19 protein-coding genes are annotated in these 23,189 nt (G+C 64.7%); 9 read left to right on the top strand and 10 right to left on the bottom strand.

Annotated elements, in window-relative coordinates:
* Window positions 1-13: 13 nt before the first annotated feature.
* Window positions 14-781, bottom strand: a complete 768-nt coding sequence (locus ACFT1A_RS25145) for a hypothetical protein (RefSeq protein ID WP_378449202.1) — start codon at window positions 779-781, stop codon at window positions 14-16.
* 77 nt (window positions 782-858) lie between these two features.
* Between ACFT1A_RS25145 and ACFT1A_RS25140 the strand changes: the two genes are divergently transcribed.
* Complete coding sequence (locus tag ACFT1A_RS25140) at window positions 859-1,437, top strand: hypothetical protein (protein WP_378449201.1); 579 nt, start codon at window positions 859-861, stop codon at window positions 1,435-1,437.
* Complete coding sequence (locus ACFT1A_RS25135) at window positions 1,434-1,832, top strand: hypothetical protein (RefSeq protein ID WP_378449200.1); 399 nt, start codon at window positions 1,434-1,436, stop codon at window positions 1,830-1,832. The genes ACFT1A_RS25140 and ACFT1A_RS25135 overlap by 4 nt, the downstream gene beginning before the upstream one ends.
* Before the next feature lie 20 nt (window positions 1,833-1,852).
* Here the strand turns inward: ACFT1A_RS25135 and ACFT1A_RS25130 are convergent, their stop codons facing one another.
* Genes ACFT1A_RS25130 through ACFT1A_RS25120 form a run of 3 tightly spaced genes read right to left on the bottom strand, consistent with a single transcriptional unit; the run spans window position 1,853 to window position 4,756 of the window.
* Window positions 1,853-3,610: an NTP transferase domain-containing protein gene (locus ACFT1A_RS25130; protein ID WP_378449199.1), complete on the bottom strand. Its 1,758-nt coding sequence runs from the start codon at window positions 3,608-3,610 to the stop codon at window positions 1,853-1,855.
* Between the two features lie 50 nt (window positions 3,611-3,660).
* The gene (locus tag ACFT1A_RS25125; protein ID WP_003942322.1) at window positions 3,661-3,957 is read right to left on the bottom strand and encodes an MGMT family protein; all 297 of its coding nucleotides are present in this window, start codon (window positions 3,955-3,957) and stop codon (window positions 3,661-3,663) included.
* Window positions 3,958-3,967: 10 nt separating this feature from the next.
* On the bottom strand, window positions 3,968-4,756 hold the full coding sequence (locus tag ACFT1A_RS25120; protein WP_378449198.1) for an alpha/beta hydrolase: 789 nt from the start codon (window positions 4,754-4,756) through the stop codon (window positions 3,968-3,970).
* A gap of 52 nt (window positions 4,757-4,808) precedes the next feature.
* Between ACFT1A_RS25120 and ACFT1A_RS25115 the strand changes: the two genes are divergently transcribed.
* Window positions 4,809-8,186, top strand: a complete 3,378-nt coding sequence (locus ACFT1A_RS25115; RefSeq protein WP_378449197.1) for an ATP-dependent helicase — start codon at window positions 4,809-4,811, stop codon at window positions 8,184-8,186.
* Window positions 8,187-11,579 (top strand): ATP-dependent helicase, encoded by a 3,393-nt coding sequence (locus ACFT1A_RS25110; protein WP_378449196.1) that lies wholly within the window; start codon window positions 8,187-8,189, stop codon window positions 11,577-11,579.
* Here the strand turns inward: ACFT1A_RS25110 and ACFT1A_RS25105 are convergent.
* On the bottom strand, window positions 11,576-11,977 hold the full coding sequence (locus ACFT1A_RS25105) for a hypothetical protein (RefSeq protein WP_378449195.1): 402 nt from the start codon (window positions 11,975-11,977) through the stop codon (window positions 11,576-11,578). The two genes, ACFT1A_RS25110 and ACFT1A_RS25105, sit on opposite strands and share 4 nt — an antisense overlap.
* Window positions 11,978-12,133: 156 nt before the next feature.
* Here ACFT1A_RS25105 and ACFT1A_RS25100 point away from each other — a divergent pair, with 156 nt between their 5' ends.
* Together ACFT1A_RS25100 and nudC are read left to right on the top strand one after the other, a co-directional pair.
* On the top strand, window positions 12,134-13,201 hold the full coding sequence (locus tag ACFT1A_RS25100) for a potassium channel family protein (RefSeq protein ID WP_378449194.1): 1,068 nt from the start codon (window positions 12,134-12,136) through the stop codon (window positions 13,199-13,201).
* Between the two features lie 38 nt (window positions 13,202-13,239).
* Window positions 13,240-14,139: an NAD(+) diphosphatase gene (gene nudC, locus ACFT1A_RS25095; protein ID WP_007731249.1), complete on the top strand. Its 900-nt coding sequence runs from the start codon at window positions 13,240-13,242 to the stop codon at window positions 14,137-14,139.
* Window positions 14,140-14,169: 30 nt separating this feature from the next.
* Here nudC and ACFT1A_RS25090 read toward each other — a convergent pair whose 3' ends face one another.
* Window positions 14,170-14,427, bottom strand: coding sequence for a mycoredoxin (locus ACFT1A_RS25090; RefSeq protein WP_003942350.1), 258 nt, complete (start codon window positions 14,425-14,427; stop codon window positions 14,170-14,172).
* Between the two features lie 103 nt (window positions 14,428-14,530).
* Between ACFT1A_RS25090 and ACFT1A_RS25085 the strand changes: the two genes are divergently transcribed.
* Together ACFT1A_RS25085 and ACFT1A_RS25080 are read left to right on the top strand one after the other, a co-directional pair.
* Entirely contained in the window at window positions 14,531-16,669 is a 2,139-nt protein-coding gene (locus tag ACFT1A_RS25085) for an ATP-dependent DNA helicase UvrD2 (RefSeq protein ID WP_003942300.1), read from the top strand.
* Between the two features lie 570 nt (window positions 16,670-17,239).
* On the top strand, window positions 17,240-17,506 hold the full coding sequence (locus ACFT1A_RS25080; RefSeq protein WP_269590699.1) for a WhiB family transcriptional regulator: 267 nt from the start codon (window positions 17,240-17,242) through the stop codon (window positions 17,504-17,506).
* A 26-nt stretch (window positions 17,507-17,532) separates the two neighbouring features.
* Here ACFT1A_RS25080 and ACFT1A_RS25075 read toward each other — a convergent pair whose 3' ends face one another.
* From ACFT1A_RS25075 to ACFT1A_RS25065, 3 genes are all read right to left on the bottom strand, one after another.
* Entirely contained in the window at window positions 17,533-18,876 is a 1,344-nt protein-coding gene (locus ACFT1A_RS25075) for an ABC1 kinase family protein (protein ID WP_378449193.1), read from the bottom strand.
* A gap of 4 nt (window positions 18,877-18,880) precedes the next feature.
* Entirely contained in the window at window positions 18,881-19,810 is a 930-nt protein-coding gene (locus ACFT1A_RS25070) for a hypothetical protein (protein WP_378449192.1), read from the bottom strand.
* A 101-nt stretch (window positions 19,811-19,911) separates the two neighbouring features.
* Window positions 19,912-21,312, bottom strand: a complete 1,401-nt coding sequence (locus ACFT1A_RS25065; protein WP_378449191.1) for a zinc-dependent metalloprotease — start codon at window positions 21,310-21,312, stop codon at window positions 19,912-19,914.
* Window positions 21,313-21,435: 123 nt separating this feature from the next.
* Between ACFT1A_RS25065 and ACFT1A_RS25060 the strand changes: the two genes are divergently transcribed.
* Window positions 21,436-22,458, top strand: coding sequence for a PDZ domain-containing protein (locus ACFT1A_RS25060; RefSeq protein WP_378449190.1), 1,023 nt, complete (start codon window positions 21,436-21,438; stop codon window positions 22,456-22,458).
* 12 nt (window positions 22,459-22,470) lie between these two features.
* On the opposite strand, the gene ACFT1A_RS25055 is transcribed toward ACFT1A_RS25060, so the two are convergent.
* Complete coding sequence (locus ACFT1A_RS25055; RefSeq protein WP_019747831.1) at window positions 22,471-23,073, bottom strand: PPA1309 family protein; 603 nt, start codon at window positions 23,071-23,073, stop codon at window positions 22,471-22,473.
* Window positions 23,074-23,189: the final 116 nt, after the last annotated feature.

The following is a 23,189-nucleotide window of genomic DNA, read 5'->3' as shown; positions in this document are numbered from 1 at the left end:
GCCGTTCTGAGAGTTAGAAGAGGGTGGGGGCGCTGACGTCGTTGCGCGCTTGGGCCAGTCGCGCACTCCACCGCTTCACCAACCACATCTCGACGATCTCGGGTTGGGTGCCGGCGGCATAGGCCCAACTGTCGAGCAGTTCGCAGTACCGTCGGTAGCGGCGCGTCGTGAACCCGGTGACGGAAGGATCCTCGAGCCAGCCCTCGTGGATGAGCGTCGAGACGCCGTACTGGTCGATCATCTGAGCGCGTCGGCCTTCGTCCTGTACGCCCACCGCCCACATGAATGCGGCTATGAGCGATACCCCGACGCCGGGGGTGAGTGGCCAACCCGACCAGGTGTCACGCCGAACTACGGGCATGGACTTGTGTTTCGAACAGTGATCGAGAATGGCTGTGATCTGGGTCAGTGGGTCCTCGTCCTCGCGGTGATGCGGGTTGAAGACGTTGGGGAATCGCCGTGTGAACCGTCTGCTCTCGTGCGAGCCCTGCCAGGCTGCGCAGAGGAACAACAGTCCGAGACCGTCGTGCTGGGCGACGACGAGATCGCTCGACGGGCGAAGGTCGTTGCGTTGAACGATGGCTCGGCCCTCGGTGATCACCTTGCCGTCCAGATCGCGCCCGCGCAGGCTGATCGTGTGGCCGGCATCCTCGAGGTGCGCGTTCCACCAGTCCAGGTCGACGGTCGCTTCGTCGTCGAGGACGTGCAGTGGAAAGGTGCGGGAGCGGCACCACTCGACCAATGCGTCCGGCGGTTCGAATCCTTCGTCGACACGATTCATGGCGCGATGATCCCACGAGTCGCCGACAGAAACCCCGTCGACCTGATCGAACCGGACACTCGCGGTACGCTCCGCTCATGAAATTGGCGTCCTCGCGGGTGCGGCCGGTGCTGTGGATTGCGGCCCTCGCCCTGACGGCCTCGAGTCTGAGCGGATGCATCGGTGCCGTCGACCGGATGGATTTCGAAGATCGGATGCGTGAACGTGGCGGTGGAATGACGTCGGATCTGGTGCGGAACGGGTTCGACAGCCTCGCAGAGCGATACGGCGTCGACGCGGTGGCGGTGACCAGCGTCGACATCAGTCCGATCGAGACGCTCGGCGTCACCGTTCGAGACCCGGGGAAGCCGTCGCAGCTCGACCGGTTCTCTTTCGACGGCGTCATTCTCGGCGAGCCGAGCCCCGTGCAGGTGAGCGTCACCGAAAATCTTGATGCACGATCGTTCACGTTGGATCAAGTACCGGCATTGGCGAACGTCGAGAAGTTGGTCGACGACGCGCTGGCGAGCAGCGGCATCGACGAGGGTGAAGTCACCGGGATCTCGGTCGGTCGCACCGAGGCGATACACGCCTCCGTGATGGTGGAATCCTCACGCTCTCAGGTGCTGGTGGTCTTCGACCCGGACGGAACTCCCTTTCTGGTGCAGCCGCTGTGAGCCGCCGTATCGTTCCGCTGGTCATCTCGGCGGTGGTGATCGTGGTCGTGGGAATCTTTGCCGCACTGTTGTCTTCGGTGATCTGGCCCGGGCAGGTGGCTCACTTGGCGCCGATCTTCTGTGAAGATCCGACATCGAGCGCGATGGTCGTCTCGGATACCTTTACCGACGGCGACGGTACGTCCACCAATTTCACCCTGTATTGCGTCGGGCCGCGCGGTCAGACCGTCGATGCCGGTTGGCTGCTTCCGTTCGTGGTGCTGTGGGGCGTGTATTCGCTGGTTCTCGCGGTCGGTGTCGCCGTGATCGTGCTGGCGGGCATCGGCCGGCGTAGGCGCCGGAACAGTCTCGGGGTCAGCGATGCCCCGGCGGCGTCGTCCTATCGGGAGTTCTGACCGCGGGGTGCTTGTCCCGATCAGTCTGGGAGGACGATCAATTCGGCGACGGCGCCGTTTTGTGCGTGTGCCGGCACGAGGGCAAACGCCGAGCGTCCGATCAACCCTGCAAGGTGCGCGGTACGCACGGACGGATCGGCTCGCCAGCGACCGTCGGGGGATTGTATGACCGGAAGTAGGCGTACCGCATCGGAACTCACCGCAGCAGCGTTCTCGATGATGCCGAGCAGCGGCGGCGGCGTCTCGCGCCCGGTCAGGGCGGCCACGACGGTAGGCAGCATCGTCAACAGGGTGGTCACTGCGGCGTAGGGGTTGCCGGGGAGGCCGAGAACCACCCGACCGCTGGGCAGGACCGCCGTTATCTGAGATCCGCCCGGGCGCGAGGCAACCCGGCCGACGATCGTGCGAGCGCCGAGTCGATCGAGTGCACTGCGCATTTCGTCGGCCGCGCCGCCACCCGTCGCACCGATGACAACAAGCAGGTCCTGTTCGGTCGCATCCGCGAGCACACGCTCGAAACTGTCCGCCGTGTCGCGCAGGTGCGAATTCGACTCGCACCGTACGCCGTTGCGTTCGAGCAGGTAGGGAAGAATTCCGCCGACGGAGTCGCGGGTCTGACCTTCACGCAGTGGGCCTCTCTGCCGGATCTCGTCGCCGGTGACTATCAGGCGTGCCCGGACCGGACCACGGACGAGGGCGGCGAAGACTTCGCCGCTGGCAGCCGCCGAGATCACCGACGGGGTCACCGCGGTGCCAGTCGGGGCAATCGTGAATCCGGTGGTCCAGTCTTCCCCTCGCGGGCGAGCATCGTTGCGGTACGGCGCATCCGGCAGTCGTCGCAGTATCCGAGTTGGCTCGTCGAGGGACAGGTACTCGTCCCGAATCACCGAGGTGGCACCGGTGGGCAGGTGCGCTCCCGTGGCAATGCGGATCGCTTCGCCTTCGCCGAGTTCGAGTTGCCCGTCGGCGCCCGCGATGCGGATCTCGGTACGCACCCGCCACGGACCCTCGCCGGAGACGGCGTACCCGTCCATCGCCGAGACATCGGATCGAGGAAGATCACCCAGGGCGACGAGAGGCTGCGCGAGGGTCGCTCCCAGACTGTCGGCGAGGTCGGCCCGGTGCGGGGACAGCGGTGTCAAGGCGTTCGTGACGGCGATGCGGGCTTGATCGATCGTCAGGCGCGGATGCCTTCGCGCGCGATCGATGTCCGCCGGTGTGTCGCAGTCGGTGGTACCAGCCACACGCAGGGTCGAGAACGGTTCGGTGACAATTGCTTTCATCGGTTGGTTCTCGAGCCCTGAGCTTTCACGCAAAGTGGCGAGGCGCTTTCGGAGTTCACGAACAGTCCAGGCGGAGAACAGGAATTGGGTTCGGTTGGTCTCGTCCACCGCGCACGTGATCGGATTGTCCGTCGACGTCGCAGCGATCAACGCGTCGACCGATTCGGCCTCGATGTGCGGTAGATCGGATGCCAGCACGACCACCAGAGCGTCTTCAGTCAACCCGGATGACAACCCGGTCGCGGACAACCCCGCCCAGATCGCCGCAACGGGTCCGGCGCCGATCGGAGATTCCTGCGTCTGGGTGATGCGCGCATCCAGTTCGGGTCGATGCGGACCGACAACGACGACGGCGTCCAGATGCGCCGTCGCTGAAAGCGCGATGTCGAGGAGCCTGCGGCCGTGAACGAGCAGGCCAGGCTTGTCGACACCACCCATTCGGGTCCCGCGACCACCCGCCAGAATGACGGCGGCAGTCGGCGGCGTGATGGTCATACCTCCATGCTGCCCCATCGCCCGGGTCACGACGACCGGTGACACGTGAATCAGAAGTGATACCGAGCTTTCTTCAGGTCGATCCGACCGTCCTTGATCGGCACGCCTTCGAGTTCGAGCTTGGCGATCTGACGATGGGCCAGGTGCGCCGACGGTTTGCCGGAGGCACCGAGAACCCGATGCCACGGCAGATCGGCAGAGTCGGTCCGCATGATCCAGCCGACCGTACGAGCACTGGAAAGTCCTGCGGCGTCGGCGATGTCGCCGTACGTCGCCACGAAGCCGGCGGGAATCGAGGCGATGAGTCGCCTTACCTCTTCGATCTGCTCTTCCGTGGTGGCTGCCATCGGGCCCTCGTCAGAGCACTGTCCGGACGAGGGTCGCCACCTCGTCGGCCCGCACGTGCGGGACCATGTGGTCACAATCGAATTCGACACTGGTCAGATTTTCACCGAGGCGTTCGGTGAGTGCTGAGCGGAACTCGTCGGTGACATAGGGAGGCTGAACCTTCATTGCCTGAACCAGCACGGTCGGCATCGATGACGGTGGCAGCACGATCGGGCGAGCGAGTTCACCCCACCCGGTCACGATCGCAGGGGTGGACAGGCGCCAATTGACGCGCCCGTTGCCCAGTTGGATCAGGTGCTCGGCCATCTCGATGTCGAGATCCGGGGTGGGAACCTCACCCCACGAGCCGTGAATCTTCTCGGAGTAAGCCTCTGCCGCATCGGTGTAATCCGGTGAGCCGATTGTGAGTTCGGCCACTTCCTGCATGAAAGTCGGATCCAAACCGATCGCCGGGTCGAGCAGGACGAGCCCACGAACGCGTTCCGGTGCGGTGGCCGCGAGGTGCAGCGCCAGCATTCCGCCGAACGAATGCGCGAGGATCACCACCGGTCCGGTGGCATGTTCGTCGAGCGTCTCCAGCAGGCTGGCCACGTGGGATTCGATGTTCCACGGGGGAGCCCAGGTGGAACGCCCGTGACCGCGCAGATCGGGCGAGATCCAGCGCGCTTCGGGCAGTTGGTTCTCGGCCATCGACTGCCAACGCCGGCCGTGACCGGTCAGGCCGTGCAGCGAAAGGATCTCCGGCGCCCCGACGGGTCCGTAGAGATACGTATGGAGTGCAGACACACGAGCAATCATGCCGGATGTGGGCGATGCATGAGTTGTCGGTGCGCTCTGGTGGAATGCCTGGGTGAGTGAGACGGCAACACGCAGCAAGGTCACCATTCCGCGGGCGCGGTTGGTGCACCGAACTGCGCCGTCTCCGATACCCCGAACGTGGGACGAAGGGACGGCGCGGCTGTTCGCTCCGTCGTCAGAAGATCCGTTCCAGCTCGCATTCGGCCCGGCGTCATTCGGCTCGGCGTCATTCGGCTCGGCGGCCGCCTGGAATCCCTGGCAGGTGCTCGGCAGCCCAGGAACCGGCAAGACGTCCCTTCTCGTGGATCTGGCAGTGCAGAAGATCTCCGGTGGCGAAGATCCTGAATCGGTCCTCGTGCTCACCCAGTCACGCCGGGCAGCGACGCAGGTCCGTGAGCAGATCACAGCCGGATTGCTCGGGTACGAACAAGAACGCGGACCGCAGGCAACTCGAGAGCCGTTGGTCCGCACCGTTCACTCCTACGCCTTCGCCGTTCTTCGGCTTCAAGCCGCAGCACACGGCAACGCGCCGCCGCGCCTGATCACCGGCGCCGAGCAGGATTCGGTGCTGCGAGAGATGTTGCGCGGCGACATCGAAGACGGTGCACTCCGGTGGCCGGAGCGCCTGCGACCCGCGCTGGGCTTGAACGGCTTTGCCGTCGAACTCAGAGACCTGATGCTGCGTGCCAACGAACGCGGACTCGGTCCCGAAGATCTGGTCAAGCTCGGTAAGAAGCGCGGCCGACCAGAGTGGGTGGCGGCCGGCCGGTTCGCCGAGGCTTACGAGCAGGGTGTGCTGCTGCGCGGAAGCGTCGGCGTCGAGGCTCCGGAGGCCACAGCGCCGGCACTGGACGCAGCTGAGTTGATCGGCGCCGCGCTGACCGCGTTTGCCACCGACCCCGAGCTGCTCCGCTCCGAGCGCGCCCGCATCCGGCACCTCCTGGTCGACGACGCGCAGCACCTGGATCCTCAGGCGGCGCAACTGGTTCGACTGATCGGAACCGGAACCGCAGGCACTGTGATCGCCGGCGATCCGGATCAGTCGGTCTTCGGGTTCCGCGGTGCGGATTCGGCGTTCCTGCTCGGACTCGCCGAGCGCGGAGACGAGCGCCAGATCGTCCTGCCCACCACGTTTCGAAACAATGCCGACGTCGCGTCGATCTCGGCCAAGATCGCTGCGCGGCTGCCCGGCAACCTCGCTCACCGCATCGCGGTTCCGTCCGATCTCACCGATGAGGACCCCGGACGGGCGTCGGTGCGTGTTCTCGGCACGACGGCCAAAGAAGCGGCCGTTGTCGCAGATACCTTGCGCCGTGCGCATCTGCTGGACGGGATTGCGTGGTCCGACATGGCAGTCGTCGTGCGGTCGGTCCCGCGCACCCTTGCCCCTCTCCGGCGGGCCCTGCTCGCAGCGGGGGTGCCCGTCACCACTGCTGCCACCGAATTGCCGCTCGCCAGACAACACGGCGTGTCCGGCCTGCTCCTGGTCCTTCGGGCGCTCGGCGGCGATCAGTTCACCGGAGACGACGCTCTGGCCCTGATGGCCGGCCCCATCGGCGGCGCCGAACCGGTCACTCTGCGTCGGTTGCGTCGTGGTCTGCGCCGCGTCGAGTTGGCGTCGGGAAGTGATCGGGACTCGTCGGAGTTGTTGCGGCTGATCCTGATCGACGAGGATCGCGCGCAGTCCAAGCGGCTCATGGGCAAACTGACGGACGTCGAGGCTGCCGCCCTGAATCGAGTGCTGTCGGTCCTTCGCAAGGCCCGGGTACCTCTCGAGCGTGGTCTCGGGGTCGAGGAAGTCCTCTGGGCGGCCTGGCAGGCGACGGGACTGGAACGGCGCTGGGCGGCTGCGTCGGCGCGCGGGGGTCCTATCGGCTCACAAGCCGATCGCGACCTGGACGCCGTCGTCGCACTCTTCGACGCGGCCGCCAACTACGTCGACCGGCTGCCGCGTTCGCAACTCGCCGGTTTTGTCGACTACTTGACCAGCCAGGAGATACCGACCGACTCGCGGAGCCGATCGGTTATCGCTCCAGACGCCGTCACCGTGGTCAGCGCTCACGCCGCGGCGGGTCGCGAATGGGCCGTCGTGGCGGTGGCGGGTGTGCAGGAAGGGCTCTGGCCGAGTTTGCGGGCACGCGGATCGCTGCTGCGCACCGAAGCACTGATCGACCTGGTCAACGGAGTCTCGGACGGCAGTGACTCGGCTGCTGAACGACTCTCGCGAACCGCGCCCCTGCTGGCCGAAGAACGCAGGTTGTTCCTGGTCGCCTGCAGCCGTGCTCGTCGCCGTCTGCTGATCACCGCAGTCGAATCGGCCTCGGGAGACACCGATCTGGTGCCTTCGCGGTTCGTGGACGAATTGATCCGTGGTGACGCGTACTCGGACGACCCGACTTCCGATCTCGACGTCGTTGCACCGGAGACCGGAGATACCCGGGTTCTGTCGCTGCCGGCACTGGTCGCACAGCTTCGCAGCGTGGTGTGTGATCCCGACATCGCGCATTTCGACCCCGAGAAGCACTCCCGTGCCGCACACCAGTTGGCGCGTCTGGCTGCTGCTGGAGTACGAGGCGCTCATCCGGATCAGTGGTACGGCACAGCCGAGCCGAGCATCGCTGCTCCCATGTGGCAACCCGAGGACGGACCGGTATCACTCTCGCCGTCCACCATCGAGCTTCTCGAAACTTGCCCTCTTCGATGGGTGTTCGAGCGTCATGGGGGCAGTGACGGCGACAACACTCACGCGATCGCCGGCACCCTGGTCCATACCTTGGTGCAGGCGCTGGCCGGCCGGATTCCACCGGAGCAGGTCGAGAAAGCACTCGAAAATGCCTGGGAGTCGATCGATCTGGGTTCGCAGTGGTACTCGCGCCGCGAACTCAATCGAACGCGCGAGATGCTGGCGACCTTCACCGCCTGGATGAACGCGACTCGCGGTGAACTGACCGAAGTCGGCGTCGAGGTCGCGGTGGAGGGTGTCCTCGAACCGCGCGAAGAAGGAGCGCCTGCAGTCAAGCTTCGCGGCCGGATCGACCGGCTCGAGCGTGACACCGAAGGCCGCCCGGTCGTCGTCGACGTCAAGACTGCGCGAAATCCCGTCAGCAACGAGGCCGCCCAATCTCACGCGCAGTTGGCGGCGTACCAGGTCGCAGCGGCCGAGGGTGCGATAGCAGGCGAACCGGCGACACAACCCGGCGGCGCACGCCTGGTATTCGTGGCCAAGTCCAACAAGAAAGACGGTGCGGCGCAGCGAGTTCAGCCGCCGTTGACTGCCGAAGCAGTCGAGATGTGGCGTGACGTCATTCACAACGCCGCGGCAGCGACCCAAGGACCCGAGTACCTGGCCAGGGTCAACGACGGATGTAGACATTGCCCGGTGCGTTCGAGTTGCCCGGCACACGACGAGGGACGACAGGTGAGTAACTAAGTGGCTGCCGCGACGCAGAAGGCACGCCGACCGAAGATCGACCCTGTCGACCTCGCGGTCGCGCTCGGTCAGCACCCGCCGACGCCGGAACAGGCGGCAGTGATCGCCGCACCGCTCGGTCCGACATTGGTGGTCGCCGGTGCCGGTGCCGGTAAGACCGAGACGATGGCTGCTCGCGTCGTGTGGCTGGTGGCCAACGGCTTCGTCGATCCCGAGGCCGTTCTCGGATTGACCTTCACGCGCAAAGCGGCGCAACAGCTCACGTCGCGAATCCGCAAGCGCTTGGCGCGACTGGCGGGTTCGGACGTGCTGCGGGCACTCGACCCGACCGGCGGAGTGCGTTCACGGATTCTGGCAGGGGAACCCGAAGTCAGTACCTACCACGCTTACGCGGGACGGTTGCTGTCCGAACACGGACTCCTGTTGCCCATCGAACCCTCGGCGACGCTGCTGTCCGAGACCGAACTGTGGCAGGTTGCGCACCGCGTCGTGAGCGGCTGGGACAGCGATCTGGACACCGACAAAAATCCGGGGTCGATCACCGAAACCGTTCTGGCCCTTGCCGGTCAGTTGGCGGAGCATCTGGTCGATCCCGAGCAGCTGCTCGAGGCTCACACCGAGTTGGACAAGCTGATTCACACTCTGCCTGCCGGTCCGAAACAGCGGGGTGGACCGAGCAAGGAATTGCTGAATTACCTTGATGTGCAACACAAACGCATCGATCTACTGCCCCTCGTCGCCCGGCTTGGCGAGACGTTGCGGCGCGAAGGAGCACTGGACTTCGGAAGTCAGATGTCGCTGTCGGCGCGGGTCGCTTCCGAGCATCCCGAGGTCGGGCAGACCGAGCGTGAGCGCTTTCGGGTGGTTCTTCTCGACGAGTACCAGGACACCGGCCACGCTCAGCGAGTGTTGTTGTCGTCGTTGTTCGGTGGGGGAGCAGACGGCCGGTTGGCGTTGACGGCCGTCGGCGATCCGATGCAGTCGATCTACGGTTGGCGCGGCGCGTCGGCGGCCAACCTGCCTCTGTTCGCAACCGATTTCCCGCTCGCCAACGGAAAGCCGGCTCCGACACTCGAACTGCTGACCAGTTGGCGCAACCCGCCGGAGGCTCTCGAGCTGGCCAACCTGTCTTCGGCGCCGTTGCGTCGACGCGGCGTGGCCGTCAGCACTCTTCGTGCGCGGCCAGGAGCCGTCGCCGGAGATGTTCGACTGGCGTTGCTCGGTGACGTCGAACAGGAACGTCGGTGGGTGGCGGAGAAGATCGCCGAAGAATACGAGGCGGCACGTGCCGAAGACCGCCCGACGCCCACGGCAGCGGTGTTGATCCGCCGAAACGCGGACGCTGCCCCGCTGGCCGAAGCTCTGCGGTCCAAAGGTCTGCCGGTCGAAGTGGTCGGCCTCGGTGGGCTACTGCACACACCTGAGGTGGCGGACGTGATCGCCATGCTCCGAGTGGTCGCCGATCCACTGGCGGGCAGCGCAGCGGTTCGGTTACTCACGGGAGCGAGATGGCAAATCGGGGCGAAGGACCTCGCCGCACTCTCGCAACGCTCCCGCGAGCTCGCCATCTCCGCGGGATACGGAACGGCAGGTGCGGTCACCGACGCCGAGGCGCTCACCTCGGCGGTCCACGATGCATTGCCGGGGGAGAACGCCGAGCAAGCAGGTTTGGTCGATTCGATCTCCGATCCAGGTCCGGCGGAACGCTATTCAGCCCTCGGGTACACACGCATCAACGCGATAGCAGCAGAGTTGGCGTCGTTGCGCGAACGCATCGGCCAACCGCTCACCGAATTGGTGGCGGAGGTCGAGCGGGTGCTCGGTATCGGAATCGAGGCGGGAGCGCGGACCCGAGTCGGTGTCGTCGGCACCGCAGGCCGTGAGCATCTCGACGCGTTTGCCGACGTCGTCGCCAATTACGCGACGCGTCCGACGGCCAATCTGACCGGGATGCTCGCATTCTTCGCGGCCGCCGAACAGATCGAGAAGGGCCTGACCCCGGGCGAGGTGGAGGTGGCGCCGGATCGCGTGCAGATCTTGACCGTGCACTCGGCGAAGGGTCTGGAATGGGAAGTGGTCGCGATCCCGCATGTCAGCGACGGGGTGTTCCCCTCGTCCACCGCGTCCGGGTCCTGGCTCGGTGCGCTCGCCGAACTGCCACCGTCGTTGCGCGGTGACCGGGCCGTCGACGCGGATTCGGCGGACGGCGTGCCCGTGCTCGACCTCGAGGAGTTGTACAACCGCAAGGACCTCGAGAACGCGATAACGGCTCACAAGAAGGCACTGTCCAACCGTCGACTGGACGAGGACCGTCGATTGTTCTACGTCGCGTTGACCAGAACCGAACGGGCACTGTTCATCTCGGCTCATCATTGGGCGGAATCCGGTTCGGAACCGAAGGGGCCTTCGGAGTTCCTGGACGAGCTGCATCAGATGGTCACTGCCGAAAACGACGCCGGTGAAGACGGTTCACGCGGTCCGATCGGCGTTGTGGAGGAATGGGCGCCGGCACCGGAACCCGACACCGAGAACCCGTTGGCCTCCACGCCCCGGACGGCGCAGTGGCCACCCGATCCGCTGGGTGCGCGCCGCGGGGCCGTCGAGGCGGGAGCCGCGAGCGTCCTGTCCGCTCTCGCTTCGCTGCCGCAAGACAGCGAAGAGACGGAAGAACCGGAGGACGATCCGGAAAACTGGGCATCGGATGTCGACGTTCTCTTGGCCGAGCGCGAAGCCCGGGCAAACGCGCGTGCCGAAGTGATTCTCCCCGCCCAGCTTTCGGTGACTCAGCTCGTCGACCTCAAAGCCGACCCGGACGAACTCGCGGCACGTCTGCGTAGACCACTGCCGTACCCACCGAATCCGCTCGCTCGGCGAGGCACGGCTTTTCACGCCTGGATCGAGCGAAGGTTCGGTGCGACCCGGCTGTTGGATCTCGACGAACTACCCGGCGCCGCGGATACCGGCGCGGGCCCCGAGACCGATCTGGTGAAACTTCAAGATGCATTCCTGCGGTCCCCGTGGGCCAATCGCAGCCCGATCGAAGTGGAGGTTCCCTTCGAGACTTCTATCGCGGGAACGGTTCTGCGGGGCCGGATCGATGCCGTGTTCGCCGACCCGGACGGCGGTTGGACGGTGATCGACTGGAAGACCGGTGCCGAACCTTCGGCCGCCAACGAGGACGCGGTTGTCATGCAGTTGGCCGCGTATCGAGTGGCCTGGGCCGAATTGATGTCGGCCAGAGCTCGTTCGGCGGGGCGCAACGAACAGTTCCCGGCAGACAAGGTGCGCGCGGCGTTTCACTACGTGCGATCGGGTCGCACCATCGCCCCCGAGAACCTGCCGGACGGTGAGGCTCTCGCGCACCTCATCCGAACGGCAGGCGCGCAGGACTAGCCGGCGTTTCGACGAGCCTTGAGCGCTTCGGTCACCAGCGGAACCTGCAGGGGGAGACGTGCAATCGAACCGATCTTCTGCGGTGTGGACGTCTTCGGGCTTCGGCACCAGTCGATCGCCATCTGAATGTTGGCGGGGAAGACGGCAACAAAGAGCGCGGCGGCAAGGCCCGCACCGAGCTTGCGAGTCTTCGGCACGGCCAAGGCCGCGCCGATCGCCAATTCCGCGACGCCCGACACCTGCGTGTAGGTGCGCGCCTGACCGGGAAGCTGGCGGGGAACGGTGCTGTCGAAGAAGGAGGGCGCAACAAAATGCATGGTCCCGGCGCCGAGAAGGATGGCCGACAAACGAAGAGCGGCTGCTTGGCTGGGAGTGGACGTCGAACTGGTGAAAGGCATTTGCCCAGCCTGCCTCACAGTGGAACTTCTTGCCAGTAACGGCACCACTACCGGTCCGCTATTCGGCGCCCGAGTTCCGAAGTCGATCTTCGAGGGTTACGCTGCCTGCCGATGTCCGTGTAGGTATTTCGTAAGTTCGAGTGAGAGAGTCGATGTATGGCCGGTAAGCTCCGGGCGCGTTTGACCAGGTCGGAAGCATTGACCGATCAACCTGACTTCGCCCTTGTCGGGGTGCTGCGAATTCCCCAGCTGCAGACCAGTCCAGCTCGGGCGATCTACAAGCGAGTTCTCATCGCATTGGGTGCTCTCGGCGCCGCCGTGTTGATCGTGTACATCGATCGTGCGGGCTACCGTGACGCTCAGGACAACGAACTTTCCCTGCTCGACTGCATCTACTATGCGACGGTTTCGCTCTCGACCACCGGCTACGGCGACATCACCCCGTTCACGCCGTCCGCGCGCCTGGTCAACGTCCTGTTGATCACGCCACTTCGAATCTTCTTCTTGATCGTGTTGGTCGGCACCACACTTTCAGCTCTGACCGAGAGTTCGCGTCAGGCGTTCAAAATTCAGCGTTGGAGGCAGCACGTGCGTAATCACACCGTCGTCGTCGGATACGGAACCAAGGGACGCACGGCAATCGAAGCCATGCTCGGGGACGGTGTGCCGGCGTCGGAGATCGTGGTCGTCGACACCGATCAGGCCGTGCTGGATTCCGCTGCCAGCAAGGGGTTGGTGACGGTATTCGGTTCGGCTACGAAATCGGATGTACTCCGGTTGGCGGGCGCGCAGAATGCGTCGTCGATCATCGTGGCAACCAACCGCGACGACACCGCAGTGCTCGTGACGCTGACAGCTCGGGAAATTGCGCCGAAGGCCAAGATCGCCGCAGCCATCCGTGAAGCCGACAATGCGCATCTCCTGCGTCAGTCCGGCGCAGACTCGGTGGTCGTCTCGTCGGAGACGGCCGGCCGACTCCTCGGCATCGCGACCACGACGCCGACCGTCGTGGAGATGATCGAAGACCTGCTGACTCCGGAAGCCGGATTCGCGATCGCCGAGCGTGCTGTCGAGCGTGACGAGGTCGGTGGCTCTCCGCGTCATCTCTCCGACATCGTGCTCGGAGTCGTTCGCGACGGTCGTCTGGTTCGCGTCGGTTCGCCCGAGGTGGACGCCGTCGAGGAGAACGATCGCCTGCTGTACATCCGCCGCGTCACGAACTGAGTGCTACCGAGCTTCGTGCGCGCAGTAATGTCGTGAGCGTGAACGACTTCCAGCTGACCGAAACACCTCTGCTCTCACGTTCGAGCGTCGGCCGCGCCGAGGAATTGCGGTCGGACGCCGCTGCACTGACCACGGGGTGGGCGGATGCGCTGCTTCTACGGGTGAATTCACGGGGGCAGGTCAAGGTGTCGCCGGAAGGTCAATTGGTCTTCGCCGAGGCAACCGAGTTGGGACCCGAACCGGTGCGCGGTGCGGTGTTCCTGGGAATTCGCGAGAATCGCCACGTGTGGGCAGTGCGGGTGTCGCTGCTGGCGGGCACGTTGTCCGAATTGCGGATGCTCGGCGGAACACTCGACGACGCGGACGCCGGCCTGTTGACCGGTGCCGTCGCGATTCTCAACTGGCACGACAGTGCCGGATTCAGCGCTATCGACGGCGCACCGAGTGAGCCCACCATGTCCGGCTGGTCTCGCATCTCCACGTCCACGGGCCACGAGGAGTTTCCCCGAACCGATCCGGCGGTCATCTGCCTGGTGCACGACGGCGGCGATCGAGTTCTGCTCGCGCGTCAGCCGACCTGGCCGCAGCGGCGTTTCTCGATTCTCGCGGGATTCGTCGAGGCCGGGGAGTCGCTCGAAACATGTGTTGTCCGCGAGATCAAGGAAGAGGTCGGTATCGACGTGCACAGCGTCCGATACCTCGGCAGCCAGCCCTGGCCGTTCCCGCGATCGGTGATGTTGGGCTTTGCCGCAATCGGCGATCCCGCCGCTCCGCTGCTGTTCGCAGACGGCGAGATCGCCGAGGGCACCTGGTTCACCAAGGACGAGGTGCGTGCCGCTCTCGAACTCGGCGACTGGGGTTCGGAAGCGGACGCGCCACTGCTGCTGCCCGGATCGATCTCCATCGCTCGCGGAATGCTCGAGAGCTGGGTCAAATAAGGGCTGGGTCAAGTAGCAGCCGGAGAAGACCTACAGACCCAGAGCCTGCTTGACCTGGTTGAGCGACGGGTTGGTCGCGACGCTGCCGTCGCCGTACTTCACGGTCGGAACGACGTGATTGCCACCGTTGACGCTGCCGACAAAGTCAGCTGCTGCCGGATCGTTCTCGATGTCGATCTCGGTGTACTCGATCCCCGACGCGTTGAGCTGCGTCTTGAGGCGGCGGCAGTAGCCGCACCACGTGGTCGAGTAGATGGTCAGGGCAGGCGCGTTTTCGGTAGAAGTCACGGCCGATATAACACCACGACCGAGAGCGTTGTTCCGTATCGGCCCGTGTTCTCTTGCCCACATACCGTCGGGCGCGGCGATTGGAGTGTCGGAACGTCCTGCCATGATGGTGCCCATGCCTGCGGACACCGGACTGGATCCAGAACAATCGGCCGCCGTGCTCGCGCCACGCGGCCCGGTGTGCGTCCTCGCGGGCGCTGGAACAGGCAAAACCCGCACCATTACACGTCGGATCGCTCATCTGGTTGCCGACGGTCATGTGTCGGCCGGTCAGGTGCTTGCCGTGACATTCACCGCTCGTGCGGCCGGGGAAATGCGTGGGCGTCTCCGTGAACTGGGCGTCGGCGGGAGTGGGCCGCAGGTCCAGGCTCGAACCTTTCACGCCGCTGCTCTGCGGCAACTGAAGTACTTCTGGCCGCAGGTTGTCGGTGACACGCCCTGGCGTCTGCTCGACCGAAAGTTCGCAGTTGTCAGTAGCGCCGCAGCTCGGGTGGGATTGTCCACCAGCACTGAAAGCGTCCGGGACCTCGCCAGCGAAATCGAATGGTCGAAGGCTTCGCTGATCGCGCCGGAGGACTACCCACGAGCGATCGCCAAGATTCGCCGTGAGGCACCGGTCGACGCCACCAAGGTGGCCCAGGTTTATGCGGCATACGAAGAGCTGAAAGCGCGCGGCCAGGACGGCATGCTCCTGGACTTCGACGATCTCCTACTTCACACAGCGGCAGCTCTCGAAGAGCATTCGACGGTCGCCGACGAGTTCCGCGAGCGGTATCGCTGCTTCGTCGTGGACGAGTATCAGGACGTCACCCCACTTCAGCAGCGAGTGCTCGACGCCTGGCTGGGGGACCGCGACGACCTGACCGTGGTGGGCGATGCGAATCAGACCATCTACTCCTTCACCGGAGCCACCCCGAACTACCTGTTGGACTTCTCCCGCAAATTCCCCGAGGCGACTGTCGTCCGGCTCGAACGCGACTACCGCTCCACACCTGAGGTCGTGTCGTTGGCGAACCGCGTGATCGGTGCGGCGCGCGGGCGGATCGCCGGGACGCGTCTGCAGCTGATCGGGCAGCGCGCACCGGGGCCCGAGCCGGAGTTTATGGAGTTCGACGACGAGCCGGCCGAGGCGCTCGGCGTTGCGCGGGCGATCAAACGGCTGATCGCGGCAGGCACCCCCGCCGCCGAGATCGCTGTTCTGTACCGGATCAATGCCCAGTCCGAGGCGCACGAGCAGGCGCTCACCAAGCTCGGCATCCCGTTCCAGGTGCGCGGTGGAGAGGGCTTCTTCACTCGCACCGAGGTCCGTCAGGCAGTGGCGGCGCTGCGCCAGGCTGCCGGACGCGACGACCTCCCCGAAGGTGCAGACAATGGCGAAGCGCTGGTCTCACTCGTTCGCGCCGTACTCGCTCCGCTCGGCCTGACCAACGAGGAGCCTTCGGGTACTCAGGCACGCGAACGCTGGGCGTCGCTCTCGGCTCTCGTGGCGCTGACCGAAGAACAACTCGTCCACGAACCCGAACTCACGCTCACCGGGCTCCTGCAGGAGCTCACGGCCCGAGCCGAGGCGCGGCACCCACCGACCGTGCAGGGCGTGACGTTGGCTTCGCTCCACGCGGCCAAGGGACTCGAATGGGATGCGGTGTTCCTGGTCGGCCTCAACGACGGCACCCTGCCGATCCAACACGTTCTCGGCGACGCCAATTCGGGTGCCGACGACGTAGCGGTGGAGGAGGAGCGTCGGCTTCTCTACGTGGGGGTGACCCGCGCTCGTGAGCATCTGCAGCTGTCGTGGGCGCTGGCCCGCAACGAGGGCGGACGCAAGTCCCGTCGCCGGTCGAGATTCCTCAACGGACTCATCCCGGAGGACTCGCCGGCCTCGCGGGTCGCCGCGCCGTCATCGGGGAACAAGAAGCGTCCGCGCTGCCGCGTGTGCGGTAAACCGCTGATCGGAACGTCGGCGACAATGCTCGGACGCTGCGAGAAGTGCCCGTCCAATGTCGACCTGGAATTGCTCGAACATCTCAAGGCCTGGCGTCTGGACAAATCCCGTGAACTCAAAGTTCCGGCCTATGTCGTCTTCAGTGACAACACACTGATGGCTATTGCCGAACAACGACCACAAGACAATCGTGGACTGGTCTCGATTCCCGGAATCGGGCCGAAGAAACTCGACAATTTCGGCGAAGACGTACTTGCTGTCATTCGCGGTGAACTGCGAGCGGCAACACTCGATATCTGACAACACATCTGAATCGACAACCGTGAGTTACATAACCGCAGGTCAAAAATAGGTTGTGCAGATTCGAGAGATTCTCTACTCTGGTTTTCAGTGTTACGGGGCAACCTGTGCGCAGAAACTATCCGGACCGACACGAAATGGAGGTGGCAAATAAATGACGAACTTGATCTCTTACGAAGCGTGCGCAAGCGCAAAGTTCGCTGTTGCCGCCCCCATGCTGCCGCGTGCAGCGGGATGGGCGCAGCATGCGTTCCGCCTGCGCCCTCAAGCAGCAGCAAAGAAAGCAGCTGTCGAGTCCGTGTTCTTAAGCCATCGAGGTATTTCTCGGTAGGACACATCCGTTCACTTACGGCCACGGACCCGCAGCCCCTGCGGACCGTGGCCTTTGTGTTGGATACCCCTCTTGATCTGGTTTCCGACTCGGCTCAGGTTCGCACCCATCGAACCCATATCGTGCGACACAGTTTCGCATCCGAGCACTAGGAGACCGAGTTGTCTGCCCAGACAATCCGCGTGGAATCCGAAAACTCCACCACTGCAGCAACATCCACCGACGTCACTTCGGCTGCAGTGACATTCATCGAGGTCGCCTCCACCCGCCGCGACCTGCCGTGCCGGGCATCCAACCCCGATCTCTGGTTCGCCGAAGCTCCGGCCGAACTCGAGCAGGCCAAGGCACTGTGCGCGCAGTGCCCCATCCGTTCCCGTTGTCTCAGTGCGGCTCTCGACCGCGCCGAGCCCTGGGGGGTGTGGGGAGGCGAGATCCTCGATCAGGGGGCCGTCATAGCGCGCAAGAGGCCGAGGGGGCGCCCACGCAAGCAACTCGTGTGCGCGTGAGAGCTCTATTCGGCGGAGCCGGTGTCCTATTCGGCGGAGCCGGTGTCATCCAGAACCGGCTCCGCGAACCCTGGCAACCAACGAGTCAGGATTTCCATGTACGGGGCATATGCGTCCAACTGGGCGCATATGCCGACCGAACCGAGAAGAACACGAAAGATCATCAAATACTCGGCCGGAAGGTTGAGTGCACGGGCCGTTCGGAATTGCGCACTGTTGAAGTCAGTGGCGGTTCCGGCGGCCTTTTGCAGCCATGACCGAGTGAAGTGAAATGACTCGGTCTGGATCGGGTCGGTGAACGGGCGCAGGTAATCTGCGATCTCCTTGTCGGTCACCGTGCGCCCGGGGATCACGAAACCGTTGGCGCGCAACAACTCCGTCAACTCGTCGAATTGTTCCTCGACCGCCAAGCGCACCATCGTCCCGAGAACCCGTGGCAGTCCGTTCGGGAACGGCGCTGCAGCACCGAAGTCGATGACGCCGAGTCGGCCGTCCTCGAGAAGCATGAAGTTGCCGGGGTGCGGATCACAGTGGAGCAAGCCGACGCGTGCCGGAGACGCGAAGTGGAACTCGGCGAGTAGCGCACCGGCAGCATTGCGCTGATCCGGCGTTCCACTCTCGATGATTCTGGTCAACGGGGTTGCCGTCATCCACTCGGTCACGACTACTTTCGGCGCGCTCGCAACGACGTGCGGGATCACGAACTGCGGATCCCCGTCGAATTCTTTCGCGAATGCTCGCTGATTGTTCGCCTCGATCCGATAGTCGAGTTCTTCCTCCGTGCGGGCGGTGAACTCCTCGATCACGGGTCGCACGTCGACACCGGGCATGACCGAACCGAACAGGCCGGCAAATCTGCCCAAGGTCTTGAGATCGGCGCGAAGAGCTTCGTCGGCGCCGGGGTACTGAACTTTCACGGCTACGTCACGGCCGTCCGCCCAGACGGCTCGGTGAACCTGCCCGATGCTTGCCGACGCGGTCGGTTCGTCGTCGAACGACTGGAATCGGTCGCGCCACTTGGTTCCGAGTTGCTGGTCGAGCATCTTGTGTACTTGCTTGGTCGGCAGCGGCGGGGCAGCGGCCTGGAGCTTGTTCAGCGACTCGCGGTACGGTTCCGCGAATTCCTCCGGAATAGCCGCCTCCATGACGCTGAGCGCTTGCCCCAGCTTCATCGCGCCACCCTTGAGCTCACCCAGCACCGCGAACAATTGCTCGGCAGCCTTCGCGCTCAACTGTGCGTCGATCTCTCCTTTGTCGCCGCCGGCGAGCTTGCGTCCGAAGCCCATGGCGGCGCGACCGGCCATCCCCAGGGGGATGCTCGCGAGTTTGGCAGTACGGGCAGAACTCTTGCGTGGGATCTCGGACACCACACCATCATGTCTGACTGGGGCGCCCTTTGCCCGAAACAGGTGCCAGGTATTGGCAACTGCAGGATATTTGCCGAGGCCAGCGCCTCGTTGTGATTCGATACGGACGGAGCGCGATCTCGAGCGTCGAGGACAGACTGGCTGCGGATGTTGCACCGCGCCGGTCCACCACACCGAGAGCCGCGTCGATCTCGGCCAGGGCCAGCGCGACGCTTGCGTGGATCATCGCCGATTCCGCGTGGCCCGCGCTGCCGAGTAGCTGCGCGGACAGGTGAAGCCAATGAGGGTCGAGTTCGGATCGGATGATGTCGGCGCACCGCAGGCAACTCGACTGACCCGGCAGGACTAGAGGGCCGACCACACCGTTGCCGTCCCGGATGCGGACGCAAAGGTGGGGGAGTCCGCATCGAACGAGATCGCTGACCAAGCGAGGATCTGTGACGACGTCGTCGGCCAAGACCACCAGTTGTTCGTTCCACGTGCGCACGACGTCGGTGTTGCGATACCCACGCGAGCGTCGCGTGCTGATCCCGCCGGTGACGAGGGCGCGCTCGACGGCGTCCGAGAGGGGGCCGACGCCGTGGATCCGGACGGACGCGGCGCTTGTGCCGGCAGTGTGGACGAACCCGGAATCGGCGAGTTGCTCGAGTAACTCCTCCGTCACCGACGTCGAAATCCCGCGCTTCGACGCTTCCCAGAGGATGGTGGCGCGGGATCTCGAGCCGTCCATCGTGCGAAGGATCGACTTCACCGCCCGCGCATCGACCCCGACAGGCAGCGTCAGCAGGACGGCGCGTCCGGGTGTCCATCCCAGCTGCAGCCGACCGTCCGGGCGTGACAGAACAGCGATCCGTGGATCCCATCGGGGTCCCACGGATCGCTGTGTGTTCTGTGTCGTGCTGTTGTGTATCGCGCTGTTCTGCGTGTCACCGGTCATCGCTCGATGCTGGCATGACGCGCGGCCGGCGAGCCCGCTTCAGCGGCAGTTATCCACAGGCCGTCAACTTGGCTGAACTGCGAAAATGTGTCGAGAAGGAATTACTTCTCTTCGTCGTCCTCGCGGGTCTTGTCCATCGCTGCCTCAGCCGCACGCTCTTTTGCCTCGACGGCTTCGAGCTGGGCGATCGGGTCGTCGAAATTGCCGGCTTCGCCGCCGCCGAGGACACGGGCGACAAATCCGTCCGGTGCGTCGAGATCGCTCGAATCGGGCATGAGGTCGGGATGTGACCAGACGCCGTCACGAGTATCCATACCGGCTTCCGCAGTGAGCTTCTGCCATAATCCGGCCGCTTCACGGACCTTACGAGGACGAAGTTCCAGTCCGACGAGCGTCGCAAAGGTCTGTTCGGCCGGTCCACCGGTGGCACGGCGACGCCGCAACGTCTCGCTCATCGCGGCGACACCGGGCAGTCGCTCGCCGAGTGCGGCGGTGACGACCGTCTCCACCCAACCCTCGACCAGCGCAAGCAGTGTCTCGAGACGCTCGAGAGCGGCCTTCTGCTCCGGTGTGTTCTGCGGCTCGAACGTGCCCTGCTGCATCAGCGCTTCGAGCTTGCTCGGATCGGTGAGAGCAGACGGGTCGAGGTCCTTGGCGAATTCTTCCATCGCCGAGAAGTCCATCGTGATCCCGCGGGCGTACTCCTCGACTGTCGCGAGGACGCGCTGGCGCAGCCACGGAACGTGACTGTAGAGGCGCTGATGAGCTGCTTCCCGCGCGGCGAGGAACACGAGAACTTCCTGATGCGGCTGTTCGAGACCCTCACTGAAAGCCTGAACCGCAGCGGGGAGAAGGGCCGCAGTGCCTTCGGGTCCGAGGGGCAAGCCGATGTCCGTGGAGGAGAGCACCTCGGTGGACAGTTGGCCCAGTGCCTGGCCCAATTGCGAGCCGAACGCGAGTCCGCCCATCTGGCCGAGCATGCCCAGCATCGGGCCCGCCATCTGCTGCGCTTCGGCAGGAAGTCCCTGGACCCACATGCCAGCTACCTTCTCGGCTACCGGATCACAGAGTCGCTTCCACGTGTCGATCGTGTTGTCGAGCCAGTCGTTCGGAGTCCAGGCGAGGGTGCGGTTCGCTCCGGCGGGGAGCGTTGTCGCGGCGTCCAGCCACATCTCTGCCAGGTGCGCTGCGTCGGCGATCGCCTTGACATTGCCTTCGGTGATCGGTGTGACCGACCCGATCTGTTGGCGTGCCAGCTTCTTGGCGATGTCGTAGTTCACCGGGCCGGACGTACCGCCCTGGCCCATCGACGAGCCCATTCCGCTCAGCATCTGACCGAACTGGGTGAGCATCTGGCCGAGTTGAGCCGGATCGAATCCCTCACCGCCCGCGCCGAACCCGAACGGCATGTCACCACCCCCGAACGGATTGCCACCCGCCGCGTTCTTGTCGCGATCGGGATCGTCGTCGGAGTTGGAGAAGCCGAACGGCATATTGCTCATACCTCAACGGTACAAGGCTCGAGCGGTCGGAGTCGCCCTCCGAGTCACGCTGACGGCGAACACGCACGGCGCTCAGGCGGTGCGATCGGTGCTCCGGCGCCTTCGCGCTTTACTCTGGATCAGGTGAATCGACGGATAGTGACGCTCTTGGCCGCACTCGCACCCATCGTCGTGTTGGGAGTCGTCGGAACAATGGTCACTGTTCCTTATGTCGCGCTCGGTCCGGGCCCCACCTTCAACACGCTCGGCGACGTCGACGGTAAGCCCGTTGTCGACATCCAGGGGGCCGAGGTCGATCCCACCGACGGCAACCTCAACATGACAACGGTGTCTGTTCGCGACGGCCTCAACATCTTCGAAGCATTCGGACTGTGGGCGAGTGGCAGCAACGGACTCGTCCCGCGCTCGGAGATCTATCCGCCCGAGAAGTCGAAAGAAGAGATCCAGCAGGCCAACACCGCCGACTTCCAGCAGTCCGAGGACAGCGCCGAATTGGCCGCACTCCACTTTCTCGGCAAGCCGGTGGCACTGACTGTTTCGAAGGTGACCCCCGACGGTCCCGCTGCGGGTGCGCTGCAAGAAGGTGATGTCCTGGTCAAGATCGGTGACACTCCGGTGACCACGATCAGCGGCGTTCAGGACACGGTCGGGGCGATTGCTCCCGGCACTGCGATCAACGTCACCGTCATTCGCGCGGGCGTGGAGACCGTTGTGCCGGTCACCGTCGGGGCGCGGCCCAACAAGCCCGAATCGGGTTACCTCGGCGTCACGCCGAACGAGGTCCCGGACGTCCCCTTCACCGTGCAGTTCAACCTCGCCGACATCGGTGGTCCTTCTGCCGGACTGATGTTCACGCTGGCCTTGGTGGACAAACTGACACCGGGGGAGCTCAACGGCGGAAAGTTCGTGGCCGGAACGGGCACCATCGACTCCGCCGGTGAAGTGGGTCCGATCGGCGGTATCAGGTACAAGTTGATCGCCGCGTCCGAAGCAGGTGCGGAGACGTTCCTCGTGCCGGCCCAGAATTGTGACGAGGCGAAACAGAATGCGCCGGACGGGCTTCGACTCGTCAAGGTCGACAACCTGCCCGGCGCAGTGGACTCACTCGAGAGCCTCAACACCGGCGGCGACGCACCCCGCTGCTGAAAGCAGTCTCTGTCAGTCTTCTTCGACCTCGTCGAGCGTCGCGTACAGCGCGTGCACGAGGTGAGGTGCGAGACCGTCGTAGGTGAGCAGTTCCAGGTCGCCGTACGGATCCGCATCTTCGTCGGGACGCATCTGCAACAGCGACAGCGAAGGACCGTCACGCAGCACGCCGACGAACAGTCGAGCTTCGCGTCGATCGGGATGCGCGTTGGCAGTCAGTCGAGCGACCTCGTCCGCCGCGTGCTGATCGGTCAACACCGGCGCTGTGGCGTGGTCGAGATCCGATTCCGCCTCGGGCGGTAGGACGACGATTTCCTGCACCAGGATGCAACCCTGCACAGACTCGGGCCAATGCGTCGTTGCCAGGAACTCGTCGAGTGCCCGTGAACCGCCGATGATGTCCTCGGGGAGCGATTCCTGCTCGATCGGTGTGTATTCGGCACCCTCGGCGAGTTGGTCCAGCAGTCCGGGTTCGGCTGCGGCGAGCATTTCGGTGGGTACCAACGCGTACAGCTTCGGCGGTTGATCCCAGCCTTCGGCGTCGATGTGGTCGACTACTTCATGAACGCACCGGGCGAGGGCACTCGGTGATCTGCTCATATTCTCTTCACTCACACGTTCATCCTCGCACCTTCTGCCTGGCTTCCCGCTCTCCGTGTTGTCAACCCGTGACCGTTGTTACGTAGAGTGGTCGGAAACGGCCAAGTCCACTCGGGCGTGGCCGCAGTGAT

Source organism: Rhodococcus sp. NPDC057135 (assembly GCF_042670865.1).
In the GTDB taxonomy this organism is placed as follows: Bacteria; Actinomycetota; Actinomycetes; order Mycobacteriales; family Mycobacteriaceae; genus Rhodococcus_F.
This window is presented reverse-complemented; position numbering and strand designations above follow the sequence as displayed.